Source organism: Streptomyces avidinii, assembly GCF_014650695.1.
Lineage (GTDB): Bacteria > Actinomycetota > Actinomycetes > Streptomycetales > Streptomycetaceae > Streptomyces > Streptomyces avidinii.
In genome coordinates, this window is record NZ_BMVL01000017.1 from 144,963 (window position 1) to 165,826 (window position 20,864).

The 20,864-nt window shown below is 69.1% G+C and carries 19 protein-coding genes, 1 tRNA gene and 1 pseudogene; 14 read left to right on the plus strand and 7 right to left on the minus strand.

The window, feature by feature from the left end:
- The 4 genes from IE257_RS32700 to IE257_RS32715 all read left to right on the plus strand — a co-directional run.
- Nucleotides 1–1,201 (plus strand): SPFH domain-containing protein (locus IE257_RS32700; RefSeq protein WP_229920787.1); only part of this gene is annotated, 1,201 nt, incomplete at its 5' end.
- Nucleotides 1,202–1,391: 190 nt separating this feature from the next.
- Nucleotides 1,392–1,985 carry a lytic polysaccharide monooxygenase auxiliary activity family 9 protein gene (locus IE257_RS32705; protein ID WP_189973494.1) on the plus strand — a complete coding sequence of 198 codons (594 nt, stop codon included), beginning with the start codon at nucleotides 1,392–1,394 and terminating at the stop codon, nucleotides 1,983–1,985.
- 26 nt (nucleotides 1,986–2,011) lie between these two features.
- Nucleotides 2,012–3,682, plus strand: coding sequence for an AMP-binding protein (locus tag IE257_RS32710; protein ID WP_189973451.1), 1,671 nt, complete (start codon nucleotides 2,012–2,014; stop codon nucleotides 3,680–3,682).
- Nucleotides 3,683–4,008: 326 nt separating this feature from the next.
- Nucleotides 4,009–4,299 (plus strand): Tn3 family transposase, encoded by a 291-nt coding sequence (locus IE257_RS32715; protein ID WP_229920797.1) that lies wholly within the window; start codon nucleotides 4,009–4,011, stop codon nucleotides 4,297–4,299.
- A gap of 433 nt (nucleotides 4,300–4,732) precedes the next feature.
- Here IE257_RS32715 and IE257_RS32720 read toward each other — a convergent pair whose 3' ends face one another.
- The 4 genes from IE257_RS32720 to IE257_RS32735 all read right to left on the minus strand — a co-directional run bounded on the left by IE257_RS32720 (nucleotide 4,733) and on the right by IE257_RS32735 (nucleotide 8,863).
- The gene (locus tag IE257_RS32720) at nucleotides 4,733–6,916 is read right to left on the minus strand and encodes an ABC transporter permease (RefSeq protein WP_189973452.1); all 2,184 of its coding nucleotides are present in this window, start codon (nucleotides 6,914–6,916) and stop codon (nucleotides 4,733–4,735) included.
- Nucleotides 6,913–7,530 carry an ABC transporter ATP-binding protein gene (locus IE257_RS32725; RefSeq protein ID WP_229920788.1) on the minus strand — a complete coding sequence of 206 codons (618 nt, stop codon included), beginning with the start codon at nucleotides 7,528–7,530 and terminating at the stop codon, nucleotides 6,913–6,915. Before IE257_RS32725 ends, IE257_RS32720 begins: the two co-directional genes overlap by 4 nt.
- 185 nt (nucleotides 7,531–7,715) lie before the next feature.
- The gene (locus IE257_RS32730) at nucleotides 7,716–8,066 is read right to left on the minus strand and encodes a hypothetical protein (protein ID WP_189973454.1); all 351 of its coding nucleotides are present in this window, start codon (nucleotides 8,064–8,066) and stop codon (nucleotides 7,716–7,718) included.
- 455 nt (nucleotides 8,067–8,521) lie between these two features.
- Nucleotides 8,522–8,863, minus strand: a complete 342-nt coding sequence (locus IE257_RS32735) for a hypothetical protein (RefSeq protein ID WP_189973455.1) — start codon at nucleotides 8,861–8,863, stop codon at nucleotides 8,522–8,524.
- A gap of 565 nt (nucleotides 8,864–9,428) precedes the next feature.
- Here IE257_RS32735 and IE257_RS38685 point away from each other — a divergent pair.
- Both IE257_RS38685 and IE257_RS32745 read left to right on the plus strand, forming a co-directional pair.
- Nucleotides 9,429–9,752, plus strand: coding sequence for an NUDIX domain-containing protein (locus IE257_RS38685; protein WP_229920789.1), 324 nt, complete (start codon nucleotides 9,429–9,431; stop codon nucleotides 9,750–9,752).
- A gap of 535 nt (nucleotides 9,753–10,287) precedes the next feature.
- Nucleotides 10,288–10,361: transfer RNA gene (locus IE257_RS32745), tRNA-Lys, on the plus strand.
- Between the two features lie 88 nt (nucleotides 10,362–10,449).
- Here IE257_RS32745 and IE257_RS32750 read toward each other — a convergent pair.
- Nucleotides 10,450–11,208 (minus strand): IclR family transcriptional regulator, encoded by a 759-nt coding sequence (locus IE257_RS32750; RefSeq protein ID WP_030388591.1) that lies wholly within the window; start codon nucleotides 11,206–11,208, stop codon nucleotides 10,450–10,452.
- Between the two features lie 250 nt (nucleotides 11,209–11,458).
- On the opposite strand from IE257_RS32750, the gene IE257_RS32755 reads away from it, so the two are divergent.
- The 4 genes and pseudogenes from IE257_RS32755 (at nucleotide 11,459) to IE257_RS32770 (ending at nucleotide 15,767) form a co-directional block, all read left to right on the plus strand.
- Nucleotides 11,459–12,598 carry an LLM class flavin-dependent oxidoreductase gene (locus tag IE257_RS32755; RefSeq protein WP_189973456.1) on the plus strand — a complete coding sequence of 380 codons (1,140 nt, stop codon included), beginning with the start codon at nucleotides 11,459–11,461 and terminating at the stop codon, nucleotides 12,596–12,598.
- Between the two features lie 256 nt (nucleotides 12,599–12,854).
- On the plus strand, nucleotides 12,855–14,552 hold the full coding sequence (locus IE257_RS32760; RefSeq protein ID WP_189973457.1) for a glycosyl hydrolase family 18 protein: 1,698 nt from the start codon (nucleotides 12,855–12,857) through the stop codon (nucleotides 14,550–14,552).
- 159 nt (nucleotides 14,553–14,711) lie between these two features.
- Nucleotides 14,712–15,547: pseudogene (locus tag IE257_RS32765) on the plus strand (helix-turn-helix domain-containing protein).
- Entirely contained in the window at nucleotides 15,507–15,767 is a 261-nt protein-coding gene (locus tag IE257_RS32770) for a DUF397 domain-containing protein (protein WP_189973458.1), read from the plus strand. Before IE257_RS32765 ends, IE257_RS32770 begins: the two are co-directional and overlap by 41 nt.
- 3 nt (nucleotides 15,768–15,770) lie before the next feature.
- Here IE257_RS32770 and IE257_RS32775 read toward each other — a convergent pair whose 3' ends face one another.
- Nucleotides 15,771–16,757: a helix-turn-helix transcriptional regulator gene (locus IE257_RS32775; RefSeq protein ID WP_189973459.1), complete on the minus strand. Its 987-nt coding sequence runs from the start codon at nucleotides 16,755–16,757 to the stop codon at nucleotides 15,771–15,773.
- Nucleotides 16,758–17,023: 266 nt separating this feature from the next.
- On the opposite strand from IE257_RS32775, the gene IE257_RS32780 reads away from it, so the two are divergent.
- The 4 genes from IE257_RS32780 to IE257_RS32795 all read left to right on the plus strand — a co-directional run bounded on the left by IE257_RS32780 (nucleotide 17,024) and on the right by IE257_RS32795 (nucleotide 20,149).
- On the plus strand, nucleotides 17,024–17,209 hold the full coding sequence (locus IE257_RS32780) for a hypothetical protein (RefSeq protein ID WP_189973460.1): 186 nt from the start codon (nucleotides 17,024–17,026) through the stop codon (nucleotides 17,207–17,209).
- A 5-nt stretch (nucleotides 17,210–17,214) separates the two neighbouring features.
- On the plus strand, nucleotides 17,215–17,493 hold the full coding sequence (locus tag IE257_RS32785) for a hypothetical protein (RefSeq protein WP_189973461.1): 279 nt from the start codon (nucleotides 17,215–17,217) through the stop codon (nucleotides 17,491–17,493).
- Between the two features lie 43 nt (nucleotides 17,494–17,536).
- Entirely contained in the window at nucleotides 17,537–18,742 is a 1,206-nt protein-coding gene (locus IE257_RS32790; protein WP_189973462.1) for an aggregation-promoting factor C-terminal-like domain-containing protein, read from the plus strand.
- Nucleotides 18,743–18,838: 96 nt separating this feature from the next.
- Nucleotides 18,839–20,149, plus strand: a complete 1,311-nt coding sequence (locus IE257_RS32795; protein WP_189973463.1) for a tachylectin-related carbohydrate-binding protein — start codon at nucleotides 18,839–18,841, stop codon at nucleotides 20,147–20,149.
- Nucleotides 20,150–20,215: 66 nt separating this feature from the next.
- Here the strand turns inward: IE257_RS32795 and IE257_RS32800 are convergent, their stop codons facing one another.
- Entirely contained in the window at nucleotides 20,216–20,800 is a 585-nt protein-coding gene (locus tag IE257_RS32800) for an ALF repeat-containing protein (protein WP_189973464.1), read from the minus strand.
- Nucleotides 20,801–20,864: the final 64 nt, after the last annotated feature.

The following is a 20,864-nucleotide window of genomic DNA, read 5'->3' on the forward strand; positions in this document are numbered from 1 at the left end:
GCCTGAACCGGCGGCCGCCGCCCCCGTGCCCGCGCCCGAACCCGCGCCCGCGGCGCAGCCGCACTCCGGCATCCCCGGCCCCGGGCCGGCCGAGATCGCCGCCCGGGCCGTGGCCCGCGGCCTGGACGAGGCCGACGGTGCGCCGGACCTTCCCCGCCCGGCAGCCCGCCGGGGCACCTCCGTCGTCGAGGTGCCGGTGCACCTCCCGTTCCGCGCCACCCAGCAGCTCCCGGTGGTGCCCGCCCCCGCGCCCGGCCCTCCCGGCGCCCGCGCCCCCCGACCCGCCCCCGGTCGCCGCGTCCCCCGCGGTGACGACCGGCTCCGGGAGCACCGCGGCCCGGTGCTGCCCGGCTGGGTCGGCGTGTCCGTCGGCGGGCTCGCGCTCGCCGGCTGCCTGGCCGTGCTCTGGCGGGCCGGGGTCGTCCCCGCCCCCTTCGTGGCCGCCTTCGGCGCGGCGCCCCGGGCCTACCACGGCCTGCGCGCCACCCACTGGCCCCCGCTCGCCTTCCTCGGCGTCGTCGCCCTTGTGGCGCTCGGCGGCCTCGGCCGGGCCCGTACCGGGCACGCCTGGGTGCTCACCCTCTTCGGTCGCTACCGCGGCACGGTCCGCCGTACCGGCCTGACCTGGGTGAGCCCGCTCCTGCTGCGCACCCGGGTCGACGTGCGCCTGCGTCACTGGCGCAGCGACCCGATGCCCGCCGTGGACTCGGGGGGCCTCGCCCTCCAGGTCGTCGTCCAGGTCGTCTGGCAGGTCAGGGACACCGCCCGGGCCACCCTCGCCGTCGAGGACCACACGGAGTACCTCGCCGAGCAGGTCGAATCGGCGATGGCCCGCGTGCTCTCGCAGTTGCCCGCGGATGCCTTCCACGAGGACGCCCCGACCCTGCGCGACGCCGAGGCCGTCGGTGACGCGCTGACCCGGATGCTGGCGGCCGAGACCGAGGCCGTCGGGATCGAGGTCTTCTCGGCCCAGCCGACCCGGATCGAGTACGCGGCAGAGGTGGCCGAGGCCATGCGCCGCCGCCGGGTCGCGGCGATCGACGCCAAGCACCGGGACACCGTGCTCACCTCGGTCGTGGACGCCGTGGACGACACCGTCCACCGACTGACCTCGCGCGGACTGGTGGAGCTCGACGACTACGAGCGCAAGGCGCTGGTGAAGGACCTCACGGTCGCGTTCTACACGGGCCGCTCCGAATAGGGGCTACCGGGGGAGTTTCAGCGGTGCGGGAGCGGGTGGCCGGAAGTTACCGGACCACCCGTTTTCCCATTGGTATGGACATGGCCAACTCTCGTCAATAATCTGGGACTTGGTCTAGACCTAATCCCCACACGCGCGCGCTCTCATCGAACTCCCCCCACGTTCAAGGAGCATCATGCGTCCCATCCGCATGCCCAAACGGGCCGGCGTCGCCGCGCTCGGCCTCGGCCTCGTCGCCGGAATCACCCTCGTCAGCGCCCCCGCCGCCAGCAGTCACGGCTACACCGACACCCCGATCAGCCGCCAGAAGCTCTGTGCCAACCGGACCGTCTCCGACTGCGGTGCGATCCAGTGGGAGCCGCAGAGCGTCGAGGGCTTCAAGGGGTTCCCGGCCGCCGGTCCCGCCGACGGCAAGATATGTTCCGGCGGACTCTCGCAGTTCTCCGAGCTCGACAACCCGCGCGGTGGCGCCTGGCCCACCACCAAGGTGACCAGCGGGCAGAGCTACGCCTTCCGGTGGCAGTTCACCGCCAACCACTCCACCACCGACTTCAAGTACTACGTCACCAAGGACGGCTGGACCGGCACCAAGGCCCTCACCCGCGCCGACCTCGAACCCCAGCCCTTCCTCACCGTCGCCTACAACGGCGCCCGCCCCGCCATGACCACCGTCCATCAGGGCGCCATGCCGAGCGGCAAGTCGGGCCGGCACCTGATCCTGGCCGTCTGGACCGTCAACGACACCCCGATGGCCTTCTACGCCTGCTCCGACGTTCAGTTCTGACGAGACGTCAGCTACCCTCCGGCGGCATGCGGACGACGACTGCACCCGAAACCGTCGCGGAGCTCATAGCGCGCCAATGGGGCGACCACCGGCCCGGGCTGAAACACGAGGACGGCCTCCTCACCCACCACCGGACCGCCCAGGAGGCCGCCGCGCGCGCCGCGCTCCTCGTCGACCTCATGCCCCCGGGGGCCGAGCCCCACCTCGGGGTCCTGCTCGACAACACCCCCGAGTTCCCGTTCTGGCTCGGCGCGGCGGCCCTCGCCGGGGCCGCCGTCGCCGGGATCAACCCCACCCGGCGAGGCCCCGAGCTGGCCCGCGACATCCTGCACACCGACTGCCGGATCCTGATCACCGAGCGCGCCCACCTGCCGCTGCTGCGCGGCCTCGACCTGCCCGGCGTACGCGTCCTGGTCACCGGCACCGAGGAGTACGAGGCCCTCCTCGCCCCGTACGCCGCCGCCAAGCCCGGCGAAGCCGCGCTGCGCGCCCCCGCACCCGACTCCCGCCTCCTCCTCTACTTCACCTCCGGCTCCACCGGCGCCCCCAAGGCCGCCATCTGCACCCAGGGCCGGCTCGCGGCCGCCGGATCCGCGCTGGCCCGCCAGTTCACGGTCACCCCGGACGACGTCCACTACGTCTGCATGCCGCTCTTCCACGGCAACGCCGTCATCGCCGACTGGCTGCCGGCGCTCGTCGGCGGGGCCGCGGTGGCCCTGCGCCGCCGCTTCTCGGCCTCTGCGTTCCTGGACGACGTACGGGCGTACGGGGCCACGTACTTCACCTACGTCGGACGGGCGATCCAGTACCTCCTGGCCACCGAACCCCGCCCCGACGACCGCACGCACACCCTGCGCCTCGGCTTCGGCACCGAGGCCGGGGCGGTGGACGCGGCCCGCTTCGCCGAGCGGTTCGGGGTCCGGCTGGTGGAGGGTTACGGAGCCACCGAGGGCGGCGCCTCCGTCCAGCGGACCCCGGACACCCCGCCGGGAGCCCTGGGCCGGGCGGGCGCGGGCGACGACCTGGCGGTGATCGACCCGGAGACGGGCACGGAATGCCCGCCCGCGCTCCTCGCCCCGGACGGCCGCCTGCTCAACGGCTCGGCGGCGATCGGCGAACTGGTCAACCGGGGCCGCAGCCTCTTCGAGGGGTACTGGCGCAACCCGGACGCGGAGGCCGACCGCACCCGGGACGGCTGGTACTGGACGGGGGACCTCTTCTTCCGCGACGCGGCCGGCTTCCTCTACTTCGCGGGCCGCACCGACGACCGGCTCCGGGTCGACAGCGAGAACCTCGCCGCGGCGGTGATCGAGAACATCCTGGCCCGCTGGACGGACGCGGCGGCGGTCGCCGTCTACGCCGTCCCGGACGAGGTGGCGGGGGACCAGGTCATGGCGGCGCTGGCCCTCCGGGAGGGCGCGGTGTTCTCCCCGGAGGCCTTCGCGGCCTTCCTCTCCCACCAGCCGGACCTGGGCACGAAGATGGCCCCGCGCTACGTCCGCATCGTCGGGGCGATGCCGACCACGGCGACGAACAAGGTCCACCGCGTCTCACTCCGCCGCGCGGGCTTCCGCTGCGAAGACCCCGTCTGGCACCGATCCCCCGCCGGGGCCTACACCCCTCTCGACCCCCCGACGCTGACCACCCTCCTGGCCACGTACAAAGCCCAGGGCCGGTTGAACCTACTGGCCCGCTGACCCCTGCCCCGTTGCTCTGTCGCCGGGGGACGCGAATAATCGCGAATCACCCCGGACAGGGCCCCTTCGGATCGTCATGCTGGCGCTGTTGTGTCCGACGGCGAGGGGAACAGCTATGGCCAGGCGTCTGCGGGTCCTCGGGAGCACGTCTGGAGTTCATGGAAACAGCCGACCGTGCGCGGCTCGACACGTACACGGTGACGCCATAGCCGAACGCCTCGTACATCTCGTTTGGCACGGTGAGATCTGGTGTTCCGCAGAGGTGGTGAAGAGCGGGTTGCGGGAGGGCGATCGAGGAACTGCGCCGCGCGGTACGTACGGCGTTCATCTGCGACTATCTCGCCGACGCGGAGCTGCGGCGCGAGATCAACGACGGGCTCCAGGTAGTGGGGAACTGGAACAGCGCGAACCACGACCCGTTCTACGGCAAGGACGGCGACCTGACCGGCTCCGACAAGGAGAGCCAGGAAGTCTCGATGCTGGCACCTGCTCCAGTCTGCGTTGGTACACGTCAACACCCTGCTACTTCAGGACATCCTGTCCGAGGGAAGTGGCAGGCGAGGCTCACCGACGCCGACCGGTGGGCGCGCTGTCCCCGCTGTTCTGGACCCATGTGAATCCGTACGGAAGGTTCGAGCTGGACATGGCGTCCCACCTCGACATCACGCTCCCCGTCATGACCGGCCCCCGCACCCCGGCGGATGCCGAAACGGATATGGGGAAACCGGCGCAGGGCCGTACGGGGGCGTGAGCTACCGGACCGGTTACTGGTTTCCCGGTCGTCGTAGTGGCAGACCAGCGCGGAGAGTGAGCAGGCTCAGGCCGCGTAGTCGAGGAAGTCGGCTTCGACTGGGATGTTCCGGTGGCCGCGGAGTTCATCCAGGGCGCTGGTGGTGCGGGCGGAGTCGACTCCGCCTCTCGCGGCCCTCGGCCTGGTGGCCCAGGCCGAGGGCCGCGTCGACGTCGCCGAGCGCGAAGTGCGATTTCACGTCGAGGCCCGGGCGCCGGAGGTGGGGTGCGGAAGCCTCCTGCACCCAGGTCCCGGTGGGATCAATCTGCTGCGGGTCGCCAGTTGTGGGCCTGCCGTACCGCCCCATAGGCGCCCCACAGCCATACCAGGAAGGCCAGCGCTGTGGCCGCGGCGAGGACGAAGGCGAGCAGAGGCCATGAGAGTTCGGATCCGCCGGAGTAGGTGTTGGAGGTCATGGGTGTCGCGAGCCAGTAGTGGGCGGTGAGTCCGATCAGGGATGCGCCCAGAAGCGGCATGAAGAGTGCGAAGAACGAGGTGCTGAGGTAGATGGTCCTGTTGCCGGACAGGACACTGAGCGCAGTGATCTGCCGACTGAACCGGACGAACTCCGCCAGGTTGGACACGACGATGGCGATGACGATGACGATGACGGCGAAGATGCCGAACAACAGGGTCCACCGGCCGAGGTGCTGCTGCATGCTCGCCGAGGTCAGCCAGGAGCCGGCGACGGTATCGACGGTGACGGACATGCCCAGGTGAGCGTTGGCGGCCTGCTTGACCGCAGGTACAGAAATCTGTTGCCCTGACTGGCCCACCAGCACGACGAGAGGCCCCTGCGGATCGGTCGTCTGCCGTGCTGACAAGCCTTGGGCGGGGGTGTCCCAACTGTAGAGTTCGCCAAGCCTTGGATCGATGCCCCGCAGTTCAACCGGGGTCGCTGTCGGCGAGCAGGGAAGAGCGACCCTCTTCAGTGCCTCGCACGGTCCGTTCAGTTCGGCGTGACCGCTCTTCGGTTCGATCTTCAGGCGCAATGCCTCCGTACCGGGGGGCAGCGCATGGAGAAAGCCCTGGGGAACGGGGGTTTCTCGAGGGTGACTGACCAGGACGATGCTGCTGCCCACCCGGTCCACCGTCTGCTGTGCCTGTACCGCGGGGCCTGTGTTGCGAGTGGTCCACAGCTGGGTCTGCCCCACCAGAACGAAGGCGATGATCACGCCAGCTGTGAGGCGCGCGGTCGCGCCGGGCCAGGCAGCTGCCCAGCGCCCGGCGACGAGCGCCCCCGAACGGCCTGTTCGGCGTCCCGCTGCGGCCAGGCCGCGGCCGATGGCGGCGGCGAGAAGCCCGACCAGCGAGGGCAGGGTGAGCATCGTGGCGCCGACTCCGATCGCATAGATCAGCAGGCGCGTGCTGGGGGTGGGGGCGAGTTCCGGACCGCGGACGGCCACGAACACCATCAGGGGGCACAGGTAGGGCCACCACCGGGGCAGGCGTGTCTTGGCCAGGCGGGGCCGTGTCCCCTGAGGCCGCCGTTGCGGGGGGTGCATGAGCACGACGCACAGCAGGACCAAGACCATGGCCGCCAAGGGTGCGCCGAGCACGCCCCACCACCAGTGCTGTGCATCGGCCCGCGCGACCGTGAAGTCCACGATCGGCAGGTGCGTGTTGCGGATGAGCGTCATGGCGGCGGCTGCCGCACCGGCCAGGGCGCCGACCGCGACTGGCACGGCGGCTTCGCCGATATTGATCACAGCGCGTGTCCGCCAGCCCCCACCCAGGGCCGATAGGAGTGCGGTGCGCTGGTCACGTGCATCCGACCCGGCCCGCGCGGCCGATACCGACAGGGCTGCCGCCGGCATCGCAGCCATGAAGGCGGCAAGGACGAGCAGCAGCCGGATCGGCTGCACGAACATGGCCTCACCGAAACCCAGGGAGGCAAATGAGCCGAAGCGTGTGACGGGCCGCATGGATTCAGGGACGACGAGATCGGTGCCTGGGCGAACGTAGGCGAGCCATTCGCCGGGACTTGCCAGTCCGGCTTCTCCGATCGTGCCGGCCACAGCCCCGTACCGGGTCTCGATGCCTTCGGAGCGACCCGCCGCGAGCAGGGCCGGCGACAGCACCGCTTGGCCCGGTTCAGGCCAAGCGGAGACACCAGGAGGCAGCGGAGCGTCCGCGCGAAGGGGGGCAAGGTAGACGATCGAGAACTGAGTGTTGTTGACCTCGTCGAACGCAGGCTTCCACAAGGCGCGCGCTTCAGGATCCGACGCTGACTGTGCGAACCGCGGTGTACGGTCGGCGCCCCGTTCGTCGCGGCCGTCATATGCCGCGAAGATCAGGGTGAAGGTGGAGACCGCGATGCTCACGGCCAAGGCGGCGCAGGCGAGTGCAACGAACCGCGCCCGGCCTGCCGAGGCAGAACGGCCCGCCGCAGCCCCTACTCTGAACAGCTGCCACCACAGGGGTGCGCCCTTGGCTGAGGTCATCCCCCGCTCCGTTCGAGCAGGTGGCCGTCGGCCAGATGAAAGACGCGGTCCGCCCGCATGGCGACCTGTTCATCGTGGGTGACCACCAGGAGCGCGCACTCCCATTGCTTCGGTACCTTGAACAACAGTTCGGCGACGCTGTTGCGGTTGGTGTCGTCCAGGGCGCCGGTGGGCTCGTCGGCAAGCAGAAGAGCCGGCTTGTTGATCAGTGCCCGAGCCACGGCGGTACGTTGACGTTCACCACCGGACAGAGTGCCCGTGGGACGTTTCGCTCTGGGTACACCGAGTTCGACTAGGAGCCTTTCGGCATCCGCGTAGGCATCCTTGCGTGAGGTTCCCGCCAGTAGGGCGGCCAGTGCGACGTTCTCCAAGGCCGTCAGTTCTGGTAGCAGTTCGCCGAACTGGAAAACCACACCGGTGTATCGGCTGCGGTGGCGCGCGAGTTGGCGCCGACGCATCCCTGTGAGGTCGGCATCCGCCACGGTCACGCTGCCCTGCGGCTTCACCAGACCGAGAGCGCATGAGATGAGCGTGCTCTTCCCGCTGCCGCTGGGCCCCATGACTGCCGCCGATTCCCCGATGGGAAGTCTCAGATCGAGGCCGTCGAAGAGCATCCTCTCTCCGATTTTGTATCGCAGCGATCCAAACCCCAACGCAGTCGCCACCCGTGTCGCTGGTGGCGCGGTGTGCTTTCCCATGTTCCCTCTTTTGCAAAAATGAACAGTGGGGCTACCGGTAGAGGTAACCCCACTTAGATGTTCCAGGCCCTATTGCTTTCCTGCGACCTGGCGGCCTCCAGTCAGCCGGTCCGCTCGATGTCACACGGGTCGATTTCCCAGTCAACGGATATGCATGCCTGGATATACCAAATTGCCGAGCCGGCACCGCTCGTCACGGTCGTGCCACTTCCGCTCTTGTTGTGGAGGAAGTACCGACCGGATTCGGCATTTCGTCCGTACTGGACGTAGACCGAGTTACTGTCGGCCTTGGTGTCCTGCACGGCGACGCGGGTGTTCGTTCCGTAGGAGTAGCCGTAGACCGCGCCGTTCTTGGAGGAACTGATGTCGACAGCCATGGCAGGCGAGCTTCCCAGTATGGCCGCTGCCCCGAGCAGCACGCCAGCCCCCACCGCAATCTTCTTGAAATGCATCTTCTCCCCTAATTTACAGTCAGCGAACCCCACCCCTAGGTAAGGCTTCTCGGGGAATTTATGATCTTGAAGAACGGATTGCAACATCTTTGCCGGCATCCGGCCAACGGATGGCTGATTGCAAGTTCAGCGGCGACTTCCGACTTCAGGCCAAATAGGAAATATAGCCACGATTGCTCTATTTATTCCTGCGGTCGACTATTGCGTCGACCGTACAGCGCCTTCATTGCGGTTCACCGACGAGCACCCCCGGACCGGAGTCATTGACGGTCACCGCTGGTCGATCCAGTTTCGCAACAACCGAACCCAGGTCAGTCGCCAGTGGTGCCGCTGATGGCGCGGGGCGTGCCGCGATCCTTCTTTTGCAACAATGAACAGTGGGGTTACCGATAACGGTAACCCCACTCAGGAACTCGCAGGACCCTAGGGAGTCCCCTCGATCGACCGGCCCTCGGTCAGGGGCGTTCGATGTCGCACGGATCAACTTCCCAGTCGACAGATATGCACGCCTTGATCCACCAGATCGTAGTCCCGGCATTACTGGTCGCGGTCGTGCCATTTCCGCTCTTGTTGTGGAGTGTATAGGTTCCGCTGTCTCGCCCGTACTTGACGTAGACCGAGTTGCTGTCAGCCTTGGTGTCCGACACGGATACCTGGGCATTAGATCCGCCGGAGTAGGCGTAGACCGCGCCGTTCTTGGAGGAACTGATCTCGGTAGCCACGGCAGGCGAGCTTCCCAGTATGGCCGCTGCCCCGAGCAGCACGCCAGCCCCCACCGCGATCTTCTTGAAATGCATCTTCTCCCCTAATTTACAGCCAGCGAACCCCACCCCTGAGGTAAGGCTTCTCGGGGAATTTATGATCTTGAAGACCAGACCGCAACATCTTTGCCAGTAACCGGCCATTGATGGCTGAATTTTCCCGGAACGATGGAAGGGGTGGCTTACGATGCTTCCGGCTTAAGCTATATCATCGCCATCATCCTGGTTATTCGTATTTTGACCTGGTCGGGCTAAATTCCGGCACTCGGTCAGGGCGTCTGTATGGCTGGACGATTGGGCTTGTGGCGTCCGGTGGACTGGCCCGGCGGCACTGCCGACAGCGGTGTTTTGCTCGGGTAGGTGCAGGTCCAGGCGGTGGTGGGCGCTGGAGCAGTCCCGGCGGCGGGGGCTGCGATGCAGCGTGGGGACGAGGCTGTCTGTCCGGTCTGCGGGCGGGGATGGACGGTGGGGGTCGAGCGCGGGCGGTCGGCGGTGTTCTGTTCGCCGCGGTGCCGCACGAGGGTCTGGCGGGAGAGGGCGTCACCGGATGACGACACAGTGACGCCGTAGCCGAACGCCTCACATCTCTCGTTTGTCGCGGATGGATCTGGTGTTCCGCAGAGGTGGTGAGGCCCGGGTTCCGGGCGCCTCGCGCGCCCGGCCTGCACCTGCCGCCGTCAGTCATGGACGCTTCATTCTGGTCCTGACCTGGGCGGTGGTCGTCAACGGAGAGGGGCAGGTGCTGTTCATTCGGCACGTGGCACTCGGTAAGTGGCTGACTCCGGGCGGACACCTTGAACCCGAGGACCCGGATCTGTTGAGTGCCGCACTCCGTGAGTTGATCGAAGAGACCGGCATCACCCTGAGTGGTCCCCGGCATCGCGGTCCCGGTACACATCGACGTGCACCCGATTCCGGCGAATGAGAGCAAGGCCGAGCCCGCGCATCAGCACTTCGACTTCCGCTATCTCTTCCGGCTGGAGGGCGACCAGGAGGTGATGCTCCAAGAAGCAGAGGTGAGTGGCTACGCGTGGCGCAGCGTGGAAACGATCACGGATGAGACGTTGCGGGTGCGGGTCCTCGCATCGCTTCGCCAGACACGCCACAGGCCTGGTCTTGGCCCCGCTCGGAGCGTTCCGGGAGGGCTGGGTATACCCCGCGGAGGCCCGGTGGGGCATCGTCATCGCGTCGGGGACACGGTTGGCCGGCCCGCATGGACGAAAGATCTCGTGCCCGCTGACCAGCAGCCCGTCGACCGTCCCTGGCATCGTCCTCGCCGAGGACGGGTCCTGCTCCGCGAGGGGCTCGTCGGTCTGCTGACGGGTTTCGGCCGCCGGGTGGTGGCGGTGGCCGCTGGTGCGCCGCCGACCGCTGGAATCCGGTGACAGCAGCGGCGCCGGCCTCCCGGGTAATGGTTTTGAGCACCCCTGGGGACCGGGTAGTATTTTCTCTGTCAGCAGGCGCCGCTAGCTCAGTTGGTTAGAGCAGCTGACTCTTAATCAGCGGGTCCGGGGTTCGAGTCCCTGGCGGCGCACCTGTCCTTCGGGCGGTTTCCGGTTCACCGGGAACCGCCCGAAGTGTTTTCCGCCCCGCGGAACCACCACCCGCACCCCCACAGGTCGCTAGAGCGTGAGCGACAGCAGCAGCGGTGCGGCCTTCCGGTTCAGGGTGTCCGCGGCGGCCCGCAGCCGGTGTGCGTGCTCGACCGGCATGGACAGGGCCAGGCAGCCCACCGAGGCCCCGGCCGTGATCGGAACAGCCGCGCAGACCGTACCCACCGCGTATTCCTGCAGGTCCAGTACGGGCACGGTGGCCGGCTGGGCGTCCAGCTTGGAGAACAGGATCCGCTCGTTCACGATCGTCTTCGACGTGAGCCGGGCGATCTTGTGCCGGGACAGGTGGTCGCGCCGCCCGTTCAGGTCGAGCTGCGTCAGCAGGCACTTGCCCACCGCGCTGGCGTGCGCAGCGGAGCGGAAGTCGACCCACTCGTGCACCTTCGGAGTGCGGGGACTGTCCGCGAACTGCGTGATGCGGACCTCGCCGTCCACGTACCGGCTGATGTAGACGGCCGCGCCGACCGAGTCGCGCAGCCGGTCCAGCGTCTCCTGGAGCTTGTCCGTGAGTGCCTGCTGCCGGTCGATGCCCGAGCCGAGCAGGACGAGGGAGTCTCCTATGGCGTACGCCCCGTCGGACACCTGCAGCACATATCCCTCCCGGCGCAGCATGAGCAGCATCGGGGCGAGATGGACTGCGGGCAGGCCGGTCTCACGCGCGATCTGCACGTCCGTCACACCGCCGGTGTGACGTGCGATCGTTTCGAGTACGCGTAGTGCGTACTGCACCGAGTGGAACGGCGCGGTCGGCTCGGGCTTCAGCGCCACGGTTTCCCCCTAGCAGGTTGTTACCGCTTGCCCTACCACGATAGCCATCAAGCGGGCCATGTGGAGCGCCTGTTGAGGAGATTGCTGGCTCAATCATGACTGTCTGCCTGGACCTACTCCGCTGGCATATGCCAGCGGCATGATCATCGCCTGGTACGGCCGGGAATGCCCGGCGGCCGCGCACGGTTCGAGTTCTTCGTACGGTGTCGCACTGATGTCGTGCGCACGGAAGAGCGAAACGGGAGCGACGATGAGTGACGCAGGGGACGACGCGCAGAGCCGGTCGGGCGCGGACGGGGCGGCGAACCGGAACGCGAGCGGGATCCGCGGCACCGCGCACGGCCGGGCGACCGTACCGCTCTCCGTCCTGGACCTCGTCACCGTGGGCGCGGGCAGCACCGCCCACGCCTCCCTCCGCACCAGCGTGGAGATCGCCCGCCTCGCCGAGTCCCGCGGCTATCACCGCCACTGGGTGGCCGAACACCACTCCATGCCCGGAGTCGCCAGCTCCTCGCCCGCCGTGATCCTGGCCCACCTCGCCGCGCACACCTCCCGCATCCGGCTCGGTTCCGGCGGGGTCATGCTGCCCAACCACGCCCCGCTCGCCGTCGCCGAGCAGTTCGGCACCCTGGAGGCGCTCGCCCCGGGCCGGATCGACCTCGGACTCGGCCGCGCCCCCGGCACCGACGGCCGCACGGCCGCCGCGCTCCGCGGGCCCGGTCGCCTCGACGAGGCCGCCGACGAGTTCCCCCGGCGCCTCGCGGAGCTCACCCGCTTCCTCGACGACGACTTCCCCGACGGGCATCCGTACGCCCGGGTGCACGCCGTACCGGGCCCGGTGCAGGGTCCCGCCGGGCGCCCGCCGCTGTGGCTGCTCGGCTCCTCCGGCTTCAGCGCCCGCCTGGCCGGCGAGCTCGGCCTGCCCTTCGCCTACGCCCACCACTTCTCGGCCGCCGGCACCCTGCCCGCGCTCGACCTCTACCGCCGGAGCTTCCGCCCCTCGGTCGTCCTCGACGCCCCCTACGCCGTCATCGGGGTCTCCGCGCTCGCCGCCGACACCGCCGAGGAGGCCCGCGCGCAGGTGCTGACGGGCGCGCTGTCGATGCTGCGCCTGCGCAGCGGACGGCCCGGCCTGATCCCGACGCCGGAGGCGGCGGCGGCGTACGCCTTCTCCCCGCTGGAGCGGGAGTTCGTGGACGGCTGGCTCGCGAACGTCGTCCACGGCACCCCCGACGAGGTCCGCGCCGGGCTCGACGAGCTCGCCGGGCGGACGGGCGCGGACGAGCTGATGGTGACCGCCAACGCCCACAGCGGGGCTGCCCGGTTGCGTTCCTACGGGCTCATCGCCGATGTATACGGCATGCCGGTGGAGGCGCCCGCCGCCGATTGACGGAGTGCGAACGGGGTTTTGCTGGTTCGTTGCCGAAACCTTGCGGAGAGCTTCCTGAAGGCAGCCTTAAACCGCTCGTCACCCGGGGTGGCGAGCGGTTTCTGATGTGCGCTCAGCCCTCTGACTTGGGGAAATAGCGCTTGAGTGGTCTAGTCCTTCTTTGGTCCGAACCATTGACGCGGGGCTGGCGTGATCGCTATCACTTCTCTCACCCGAACCTCTTGCTCTCCCCTCCCAGCCCCCCCGGAGGCAGTTCATGCACATCCGTAAACCCCTCATCGCGGCCGCCGCCACGGCCGCGCTGGCAGCCGGAGCGCTTGCCTCCTTCGCGGGACTCGGCACGGCCCAGGCCGCCGACGCCGGCACCACCGCCGCGGCGGGAGGTGTCCGCATCGCCTACTACGACCAGTGGAGCGTGTACGGGAACGCCTTCTACCCCAAGCACCTCGACACCCGAGGCATCGCGGGCAAGCTGGACGTCATCAACTACTCGTTCGGCAACATCCACCCCACCAACCTCACCTGTTTCGAGGCGAACAAGGCGGCGGGCGACGACAACAACCCCAACGCCGGTGACGGTGCGGGCGACTCGTACGCCGACTACCAGAAGTCCTTCAGCGCCGCGGACAGCGTCAGCGGGGTCGCCGACAAGTGGGACCAGCCGATCGTCGGCGTCTTCAACCAGTTCAAGCAGCTGAAGGCCAAGTACCCCCACCTGAAGATCAATATCTCGCTGGGCGGCTGGACCTACTCCAAGTACTTCAGCGACGCGGCCAAGACCGACGCCTCCCGCAAGAAGCTCGTGTCCTCCTGCATCGACCAGTACATCAAGGGCAACCTGCCCGTCGAGGGCGGCTACGGCGGCCAGGGCGTCGCGGCCGGCATCTTCGACGGCATCGACATCGACTGGGAGTACCCGGGCTCGTCCGGCGGCCACCTCGGCAACCACTACGCCCCCGAGGACAAGCAGAACTTCACGCTCCTGCTCAAGGAGTTCCGCGAGCAGCTCGACTCCTACGGCCAGGCCAACGGCGGCAAGAAGTACATGCTGACCTCGGCCCTCCCGGCCGGCCAGGACAAGATCAAGTACATCGAGACGGACAAGATCGGCGCGTACCTCGACTACGCGAACATCATGACGTACGACATGCACGGCGCCTGGGACAGCGACGGTCCGACGTACCACCAGTCCCCGCTGTACTCCCCGGCGGGCGACCCGACCGACCCCATCGCGCCGGGCACCCAGAAGTACAGCATCGACAACGCGATCGACTCCTGGATCGACGGCAACCCGGCCTACGGGATCACCGGCGGCTTCCCCGCCAACAAGCTGACGCTGGGCTACGAGTTCTACTACCGCGGCTGGAAGGGCGTCCCCGCCGGGGCGAACAACGGCCTCGCCCAGTCCGCGACCGGCGCCTCGGGCGCCCGGCCCACCAGCCAGCAGGCGGGCATCGCCAACTACAAGGAGCTCGGCGGCCTCGTCGACAACCCGGCGACCACCTTCTGGGACGACCAGGCCAAGGCCTCGTACTTCTACAAGGACGGCGAGTTCTTCACCGGCCTGAACCAGAAGTCCATCCAGGCCCGGGTCGACTACGGCAAGCAGCGCGGCCTGGCCGGCGCGATGATGTACTCCCTGCTCGGCCTGGACAACAACACCACGCTGCTGAACCAGATCTCGGACGCCCTCGGCGGCACCACGGTCCCGCCGACCACCCCGCCGACGACGCCTCCGACCACTCCGCCCACGACGCCCCCGACCACGCCTCCGACGACCCCGCCGACCACGGGCTGCGGCTCGACCCCGGCGTACGTCGCGGGCACCGTCTACACCGCCGGCAACGAGGTGTCCCACAACGGCCGCAAGTACAAGGCCCAGTGGTGGACGCAGAACGAGACGCCGGGCACCACGGGTGAGTGGGGTGTCTGGAAGGACCTCGGCGCCTGCTGATCTCCCCCCACCCCGCGCCGAGCGACACCCCGCCCCGCCCCCACTCTCCCGGGGGCGGGGCGGAGGTGTGTGACATTGTTGCGGGATTCACGGCACCGGTACGTGTCGCCGTCGCTACTCTCGGCCACAAGCTCGTTCTCCGCTTGGAGGTGCCGTCCCATGGTTCAGGCCCGTGACATCGATCCCAGTGCCTCGCCGCTGGACTACTACAGCTTCGAGCTGCGGCGGCTGAGAGAAGAGGCGGGCCTGAAGCAGGCGCAGCTGGGCGCGATCATCTTCTGTACGGGCTCCCTGATCGGCATGATCGAGAACGGCAAGCGGGTACCGACGCGGGACTTCTCCGAACGGGTGGACGCGGCCCTCGGTACGGGTGGTGTGTTCTCCCGACTGGTGGGTCCGGTGCTGCGGAGCGTCTTGCCGACGTGGTTCCAGCCGTACGCCGAGATGGAGGCCCGGGCGACGTTCATCTCCACCTTCCAGTGCCAGTTGGTGTACGGACTCCTGCAGACGGAGGACTACGCGCGGGCCGTCATGGGCGTTGAGAAGCCCGACACGCTCGACGCCGCCGTGGCGGCGCGTATGGATCGGCAGCGCATACTGGCCCGCGACAATCCGCCAGTGTTGTGGGTGGTGCTGGACGAGGCGGCGCTCCACCGGGAGATCGGTGGCCGCGAGGTCATGCGCAACCAACTGGCCCACCTGTTGAATCTTCAGGACCGCCAGTGGTTGGAAATCTCAAGGCGGGGCAGCACGCGGGAATGATGGGCTCGTTCAACCTTCTGAGGTTCGACGGCGACCCGGACATCCACTACAGCGAGAGCTATGACTGCGGCCATATGACCGCCAACCCGCAAGTGATCAAGGAGCGTTCGGTCGGATACGCTCGCTTGCAGGCCGAGTCCCTCTCCACCCGGGCGTCGGCAGAGCTGATCGCTCGCGTAATGGAGGAACGCTATGGGAAGCATCCAGAACCTGCCGAGCGTGCTGTGGCGTAAGTCGTCCTACAGCGGCTCCAGCGGCGGCGACTGCATCGAGTGCGCCCCGCTCGGCACCGCCGCCTGGCGCAAGGCTTCGTACAGCGGAAACACGGGCGGAGACTGCGTCGAGGTGGCCGCGCAGCCCTGCGAGGTCGCCGTGCGGGACTCCAAGAACCCCGGTGGGCCGGTCTTCACGGTCACGGCAGAGGCGTTCGGGGCCTTCGTGCGGAGTCTCTGACCGTCAGAGCCAGCCCTGCTGGGCCGCTTTGAGGCCGGCTTCGAAGCGGCTCGTCGCGTGGAGGCGTTCCATGAGGGCGGACATCTGGCGCCTGACGGTCCGCAACGACACCCCGAGTCGTTTCCCGGCGGCCTCGTCGGTCATGCCCGAGGCGAGCAGCTTCAGCAGTTCGAGCTCGGTCGCGGTCGGGCGGCTGTCGCTGGGCCGCGGGCGGTCCGCTCCGAGCGGTACGGCGGAGTTCCACGTCTGCTCGAACAGGGTGGCCAGGGAGGCCACGATCCCCGGCGCGCTCGTGCAAAGGGCGCCCAGCCGGGAATGGTCGGGGTCGATCGGGACCACCGCCACGGCGCGGTCGAATATCAGCAGGCGGGGCGGCAGGAGCGGGCTGGTCCGCACCTGGCCGCCCTGCTCGGTCAGCCACCGGGCGTAGGCCAGCGTCGTCGGGTCGTTGCGCGCGCTGTCCTGGTAGACCGAGCGCATCTCGATGCCGCGGGCCAGCGCACGCCGGTCCAGCGGCCGGGAGGCCTCCAGGCTCGCCCCGGACAGCGCGCCGCCCGGCAGGATCGCCAGGCACTCCCGCTCCAGTCCGTGGGCGAGCTGCTCCAGCCGGCTCTGGATGGCGTCCATCCCCACGAGCCGTTCCGCGCCGTCGACCTCGGTGTTCGGGCTGAGTTCCGCGAATTCGGAGACCACCTGCGCCGCGGCCGCCTTGCTGCGCGCCAGCTCCTGCTGCTGCCGGGCCAGCTCCTCCTCCTGGCGGCGCAGCAGCAGCTCCAGACCCAGTTCGGGTCTCACCGCGCGCAGCCCGCCCGGGCAGTCCCGTGACGGTCGGAGCAGGTCGAGATCGACGAGCCGGTCCAGGCCCTCGCGGACCCGGGTCTCGGTGAGGCCGAGTCGGGCACTCAGTTCGGCGACCCCTCCCGAAGGGTCGGCCAGCATGCCCCGGTACACGGCTTCCACATCTGCCCCGAGCCCCAGTGTCTGCAGCATCTCCCAGCCCCCCGGCTGTAGTTGGGCCGCCCCCCGGCGAGCGCCGCCTCCGTGATCGTAGGGGAAGTCTGGCACCTAGGTGCCAGGCCCGTTGGTGACAGCCGGAACCTCTTCTGAACCCGGCGCGGGGCCAGCAACATGGTGATCACCGGGACGGCGGGGACGAAAGTCCCCGACTCAGGCCAGAGCCGCAAGGACGATCCGGATCAGCGCGCAGCACACCGCACCGAACGCATCGCTTCCGAGCCCGTGACCTGGGGGAAACCATGACCCGCACCGCCCGCTCCGCCGCTGTCGTCGCCCTCTTCACCGCCCTGTGCGCCGGCGCCATCGCCACCACCGCCCCGGCGGCCGTCTCCGCCGACGGCCACCACGTCAGCGCCTCCGCCGACGGCAGCATCAACTGGGACACGGCGCCCGAGTCCGCCGAGGACAGCATCAACTGGGACTAGCCGGCATGCGCGTCATCCGAGCCGCCCTGTCGGGGCCCTGTGACGGTCCGGACCGGGAGGGCGTGCTCGCGCTCGTCTCCGATCTGATCTGGGCCCACACTCCCGCGGTGCACGGCCTGGAGCACCTGCGGACCAAGGCCGCCGACGGCGGCGTGCACGTCTACCTCTTCCTGCGGGCCGCCTCCGAAGCCGCGGCCCTCACCCAGGCCCACGCCATCCTCGACGGCGCCCGAGCCCCGCTGCGGGCGCACGGCTATCGCACCACCACCGAACCGCACCGCTGACGGCGCCCTCGGCCTCCCCGCGAACGTTCCTCAGGAGAACGCAGTGACCACCACCTTCCGTCAGGCTGCCCGCACGAGCGCGGTGGCCGCCCTCTCCACCGCCATCGGCGCCGGACTGCTCACCGCCGCGGCCGTCGTGGCCGCCCCGGCGGCGCAGGCCGCGACCACCTGCAGCGGGACCGCCTCGATCTACGGCGTCCTTCCCGACGGCAGGCTCACCTTCAGCACCATCACCCCGGCCACCGGCGCGCTGAAGAAGGTGCGGGTCGGAGCGGACCTGGGGTTCGAGCCCAAGGCGATGGCCACCCTCAACTTCAACACGATCCTGGTGACCTCGACGTCCGGTGCGCTCTACCGCCTCGACGTCCTCACCAACAACGAGTCCCTCGTCCTGGAACGCCCGCCCGTCAAGATCTTCGACAGCGGCTGGACCCACGACAAGCTCACCTACGACGGCCACGGGCACCTGTACGGAACGGCCGGCGGGGTCCTGCTCCAGTACCTGGTCTCCCAGCCCAAGCCGACCGGCTCGGCGCACATCGGCCAGCGCAAGGAGATCGGCAGCGGCTTCGTCCTGAAGACGCTCACGGCCGCCGGGGACGACCGCCTGCTCGCCACCACGTCGACCGGCGCGCTGTACTCGTACCGGATCGGCAGCGACGGCAGCTGGGACCGCGACGACCTCAAGACCTCCGGCTGGTCCGGCTTCGACCAGGTCGTCTCGCCCGGCGGGGGTCTCTACTACGGCCGGATCGAAGCCACGGGCGCCATGTACTGGTACAAGGACGCCGACCCGGCCGACGGTTCCGGCTCCGACATCGCCTACCACAACGACACCCCCGTCAACACGGGTGGCTGGACGCAGAAGCTGCTGTCCGCCCAGCCGGCGACCTTCAGCTGCACCACGACCGCGGACCCGCTCGACGGCCACGACATACCCGCCGTGAAGGCGGCCGGCCGCGACCTGATGAACAAGCACGACGGCGGCGCCTGGAACAGCACCACCCAGTGGAACTGCCTGGAGCAGCTCTGGGACCGGGAGAGCGGCTGGCGCTACTGGGCCGACAACCCGAACTCGACGGCGTACGGCATTCCGCAGGCCCTCCCCGGTTCCAAGATGGACGCCTTCGGCGACGACTGGCGCACCAACCCGGTCACCCAGATCAAGTGGGGCCTGTCCTACATCGACGGCCAGTACGGCACGCCGTGCGGCGCCTGGACCCACTTCCTGAACAACAACTGGTACTGAGCGGACCCGAGTCACGCCCGCTCTCCCGTTCTCTCTCCCCGCACCTTCCCGGCCCGACGCGCGTACGTCAGGGCTGTCCAGAATCCGGAGACACCCATGTTCTCGTCTTCCCTCAAGCGCCGCCTCGCCGCCACCCTGGCCGTCTCTGCCACCACCCTCGGCATGGTCACGCTCACCTCGGCGCCGGCCCAGGCCGCCGCCATCTGCGGCGGTGACGTCTCGATCTACGGCACCCTCGCCGACGGCCGCCTCACCTACACGGCGATATCCCCCAACACCGGCGACCGGGTGAAGACCCTGATCGGCTCGAACCTCGGCTTCACGCCCAAGGCGATGGCCACCCTCAACTTCAACACCGTTCTCGTGACCTCGACGGCCGGCGACCTGTACCGCGTCGACATCCAGACCAACGACAACGCGCTGGCCCTGGCCGGAGTCACCAAGATCTGGGACGGCGGCTGGACCTTCGACAAGCTGACCTACGACGGCGCCGGCCACCTCTACGGCACGGTCGCCGGCGAGCTCCACCGCTACAACGTCTCCCAGGCCAAGCCCAGCGGTCCGGCCCACATCGCCAAGCACGCGGTGATCGACACGGGCTTCGTCCTCAAGACGCTCGCCGCCGCGGGCGACGACGTCCTGGTCGCGAGCACCTCCGATGGCAGGCTGCTCTCCTACCAGATCAACGGTGTGGGGGACTGGGAGAGTTCGGAACTCAAGGGCTCCGGCTGGTCGGCGGTCGACAGCCTGGTCTCACCCGGCGGCGGCCTCTACTACGGCCGTACGAACGGGGGGATGTACTGGTACCACGACGCCGACCCCACCGACGGCAAGGGCGACGACATCGCCTACCACCCCGCCGACCCGGTCGACGCGAGCGGCTGGACCCAGACCCTGCTCTCCGCCTTCGCGGGCGACTGCACCTATCAGCCGCCGGCGCCCCCGACCCCCACCCCCTCCACCAAGGGCGGTCAGATCGCCCGCAGCGAGATCATGAGCCGTGCCGCCAACTGGCTGAACCGTGACATCCCCTACAACCAGGGGGCGTACGCCACCGACCCGGACGGCGACCACACCTACCGCACCGACTGCTCCGGCTTCGTCTCCATGGTCTGGCACGCCGGCACCAGCTACACGACGCAGAGCCTGCCGAGCATCGCGGCCACCATCTCCAAGTCCGACCTCCAGCCCGGTGACGCGCTGAACACCCTGGACGGGCACGTGGTGCTCTTCGAGAAGTGGGTCGACAAGGCCGCCGGCAAGTTCTCGTACATCCACGAGGCCAACACCAACGACGACATGATGCGCGGTCAGGACTACCTCAACGGCGGCAGTGACGGCCGCATCGCCGGCCACGCCGCCTCGGGCTACGTCGCCCTGCGCTACGACAAGGTCGTGAGCGGCTAGCCCGGCCGGGCCGGACGACCGCGCGGGAAGGCCGGACCGCCCGACGGGCGGTCCGGCCTCCTCGTGTCAGAACTGGTACTGGCCGACGGTGATGAAGTACCGGAGCTCCTCCGGAGTGCCGCCGTCCAGGAGCCGCTGGATCTCCGCGTACAGCGCGTCGCTGATGCCCGGGCGGGCGAGGATGGTGGCGACGGCGACGCGGTCGTCCTCCGCCTGGGCGAGCCGCAGGCCGGTGGCGAGGAAGGCGACGCGGTCGGCCGGGGTGCCGTCGAGGGCCTTGTTGATCTCGCGGGTCACGCCCTTGCCGGGCTTGGTGTTGAGGATCCGGAGGATGGCGACCATGTTGTCCTCGTCCTGGGCCTTGGCCAGGCCCGTCTTCAGGAAGGTGCGGACGTCCTCGGTGGTGCCGTCGAGGGCCCTGTTGGCCGCCCGGGTCACGCCCTTGCCCGGGTTCGTGGCCAGGATGCGCGCGACCTCGACGCGCAGGTCGGCGTCCGACATGGTGTCGTACGGCGACTCCCCGGCCGTCACCGCAGCCACCTTGGCGGGTGCGGCGGCAGCCGGGCCGGCGGCGAGGGCCGGGGTGGCGAGCAGCAGGGCCGGGGCCAGGGCGCCGACGGTCAGGGCGAGCGCGGAACGGGTGAGCTTCATGATGGTGTCCCCCAGAATGCAAGAAATCGGTCGAACGTCTTTCGCTCGAAGATCGTTACAAGGG

What these genes read in the sequence shown, in the direction of transcription:
- IE257_RS32800 (WP_189973464.1), bottom strand. Translation starts at nt 20,800, where the DNA reads ATGAAGCTCACCCGTTCCGCGCTCGCCCTGACCGTCGGCGCCCTGGCC.
- IE257_RS32760 (WP_189973457.1), top strand. Translation starts at nt 12,855, where the DNA reads ATGCACATCCGTAAACCCCTCATCGCGGCCGCCGCCACGGCCGCGCTG.
- IE257_RS32775 (WP_189973459.1), bottom strand. Translation starts at nt 16,757, where the DNA reads ATGCTGCAGACACTGGGGCTCGGGGCAGATGTGGAAGCCGTGTACCGG.
- IE257_RS32785 (WP_189973461.1), top strand. Translation starts at nt 17,215, where the DNA reads ATGCGCGTCATCCGAGCCGCCCTGTCGGGGCCCTGTGACGGTCCGGAC.
- IE257_RS32725 (WP_229920788.1), bottom strand. Translation starts at nt 7,530, where the DNA reads ATGCTCTTCGACGGCCTCGATCTGAGACTTCCCATCGGGGAATCGGCG.
- IE257_RS32795 (WP_189973463.1), top strand. Translation starts at nt 18,839, where the DNA reads ATGTTCTCGTCTTCCCTCAAGCGCCGCCTCGCCGCCACCCTGGCCGTC.
- IE257_RS32735 (WP_189973455.1), bottom strand. Translation starts at nt 8,863, where the DNA reads ATGCATTTCAAGAAGATCGCGGTGGGGGCTGGCGTGCTGCTCGGGGCA.
- IE257_RS32730 (WP_189973454.1), bottom strand. Translation starts at nt 8,066, where the DNA reads ATGCATTTCAAGAAGATTGCGGTGGGGGCTGGCGTGCTGCTCGGGGCA.
- IE257_RS32755 (WP_189973456.1), top strand. Translation starts at nt 11,459, where the DNA reads ATGAGTGACGCAGGGGACGACGCGCAGAGCCGGTCGGGCGCGGACGGG.
- IE257_RS32780 (WP_189973460.1), top strand. Translation starts at nt 17,024, where the DNA reads ATGACCCGCACCGCCCGCTCCGCCGCTGTCGTCGCCCTCTTCACCGCC.
- IE257_RS32770 (WP_189973458.1), top strand. Translation starts at nt 15,507, where the DNA reads ATGGGAAGCATCCAGAACCTGCCGAGCGTGCTGTGGCGTAAGTCGTCC.
- IE257_RS32705 (WP_189973494.1), top strand. Translation starts at nt 1,392, where the DNA reads ATGCCCAAACGGGCCGGCGTCGCCGCGCTCGGCCTCGGCCTCGTCGCC.
- IE257_RS38685 (WP_229920789.1), top strand. Translation starts at nt 9,429, where the DNA reads ATGGATCTGGTGTTCCGCAGAGGTGGTGAGGCCCGGGTTCCGGGCGCC.
- IE257_RS32720 (WP_189973452.1), bottom strand. Translation starts at nt 6,916, where the DNA reads ATGACCTCAGCCAAGGGCGCACCCCTGTGGTGGCAGCTGTTCAGAGTA.
- IE257_RS32710 (WP_189973451.1), top strand. Translation starts at nt 2,012, where the DNA reads ATGCGGACGACGACTGCACCCGAAACCGTCGCGGAGCTCATAGCGCGC.